Genomic DNA, 2164 nt, shown 5'->3' on the forward strand with positions numbered 1-2164 from the left:
GCCAACGCCTTCTGCGCGGTGCGCCCGCCCGGCCACCATGCCGAACGCGAGCGCGCCATGGGCTTCTGCTTCTTCAACAACGTGGCGCTGGCGGCGCGCCATGCGCTGGACGTGCACGGCCTGCATCGCGTGGCCATCGTCGATTTCGACGTGCACCACGGCAACGGCACCGAGAACATCTTCGCCGGCGACGAGCGGGTGTTGATGGTGGGGATCTTCCAGCATCCGTTCTACCCCTTCTCCGGCGCCGAGAACCCGGCGCCGAACATGCTCAACCTGCCGGTGCCGGCCTACACCCGGGGCATGGACGTGCGCGAACTGATCGAGATGATGTGGCTGCCGCGGCTGGAGCAGTTCCGTCCCGAGATGCTGTTCATCAGCGCCGGTTTCGACGCCCACCGCGAGGATGAGATGGGGCAACTCGGCCTGACCGAGCAGGACTTCGCCTGGATCACCAGCCGCGTGGTGGACGTGGCGCGGCGCTTCGCGCGTGGGCGCATCGTGTCCTGCCTGGAAGGCGGCTACCACCTGGATGCGCTGGCGCGCAGCGTCGAGGCGCATCTGCGCGTGCTGGCGGAAGTCTGATGGCGGCCTTGCGGCAACTGCTGGCGGATTTCCACGCGTCCAATCCCTGGCTCGGCCTGCTGCTGGTGGCCGCCTGCGTGGCGCTGGCCTATGCAATGGCGCACTGGTTGGGCCGCGACCGGCTGCGGGACGCCGACTCGGTCTGGTTGGGCCGGCGCATCGTGGACGGCGTGCTGTTTCCGCTGCTGGCGCTGGTGCTGGTCTACGCGGCCGGACAGGTATTGGCGCCGTATCTGCCGCTGTTGGTGCTGCGCATTGCGGTGCCGGTGCTGATGTCGCTGGTGGTGATCCGGCTGTGCGCGCGGGTGCTGGTGTCGGTGTTCCCGCAGTCGGCGGCATCGCGCCTGGTCGAGCGCTTCATCTCATGGGGAGCGTGGATCGTGGCCGTGCTGTGGGCGGTGGGCCTGCTGCCGGCGGTGCTGGGCCAGCTCGAATCGATCACGCTGCCCTTCGGCAAGACCCGGGTGGACCTGCGCACCCTACTGGAAGGCGCGCTCTCGGCCGGGCTGATGCTGGTGGTGACGCTGTGGATCTCGTCGGCGTTCGAGCGCCGCATCCTGCACAGCGCCGTGAGCGACCTGTCGCTGCGCAAGGCGGCGGCCAACGTGACGCGCGCCGCGCTGCTGCTGGTGGGCATGCTGTTCGTGCTGTCCACCGTGGGCGTGGACCTCACGGCGCTGTCGGTGCTGGGCGGCGCCATCGGCGTGGGCCTGGGTTTCGGGCTGCAGAAGCTGGCCTCCAACTACATCAGCGGTTTCGTGATCCTGCTGGAGCGCTCGCTGCGCATCGGCGACAACATCAGGATCGACACCTTCGAGGGCCGCGTCACCGACATCAAGACCCGCTACACCCTGGTGCGCGCGGGCAACGGGCGCGAGGCCATCATCCCGAACGAAACCTTCATCACGCAGCGGGTGGAGAACCTCTCGCAGGCCGATCTGAAGTTCAACATCACCACCGACATCACGGTGGGCTACGACAGCGACGTGGCGCTGGTGCAGCGCCTGCTGTGCGAAGCCGCGGCGGCCCAGCCGCGCGTGCTGCGCTCGCCCGAACCGGTCGCCTACCTGATGAGCTTCGCCCCGGATGGCCTGCTGTTCACGCTGAACCTGTGGGTCAGCGATCCCTCCAACGGGCAGGCCAACGTGCGTTCGGCGGTCAACATAGCCGTCCTCGAAGCGCTGCGCGGCGCGGGCATCGACATCCCGTATCCCCAGCGCGTCGTGCATGTGGCGCAGGCGGGCGCGGCAACACCGGCGCAGCCTCTCTATAATCCATAAAAAGAACGATCGTGCTTTTATGGGGTGTGCGATGAAGCTCCTGCGCGACAATCAGTGCTGTTCCGTGCTTCATTCGGTGAATACTGAATGAAAAACAGGCGGGCATAAAATTGGCCGGATCACAACGCTATCAACCAATGTCAAAGGAGCCGCAGCAATGAAGGTTTTGGTACCCGTGAAGCGGGTGGTGGACTACAACGTGAAAGTCCGAGTGAAATCGGACGGCACGGGCGTGGACATCGCCAACGTGAAGATGAGCATGAACCCCTTCGACGAAATCGCCATTGAAGAGGCGGTGC

General features: G+C 66.1%; 2 protein-coding genes and 1 pseudogene. All 3 read left to right on the top strand.

Translation table 11 applies throughout. The annotated features are described in order from the left end of the window. Positions 1-585, top strand: a 585-nt coding sequence (locus tag JHD63_RS22330) for a histone deacetylase family protein (protein ID WP_198972973.1), incomplete at its 5' end; no start/stop codon positions are given. Continuing rightward, on the top strand, positions 585-1865 hold the full coding sequence (locus JHD63_RS22335; RefSeq protein WP_198972974.1) for a mechanosensitive ion channel family protein: 1281 nt from the start codon (positions 585-587) through the stop codon (positions 1863-1865). The genes JHD63_RS22330 and JHD63_RS22335, both read left to right, overlap by 1 nt. 157 nt (positions 1866-2022) lie before the next feature. Continuing rightward, positions 2023-2164, top strand: a pseudogene (locus tag JHD63_RS22340) (electron transfer flavoprotein subunit beta/FixA family protein); the annotation flags it as partial.

This window comes from Xylophilus sp. ASV27 (assembly GCF_016428875.1).
Taxonomy (GTDB): domain Bacteria; phylum Pseudomonadota; class Gammaproteobacteria; order Burkholderiales; family Burkholderiaceae_C; genus Xylophilus.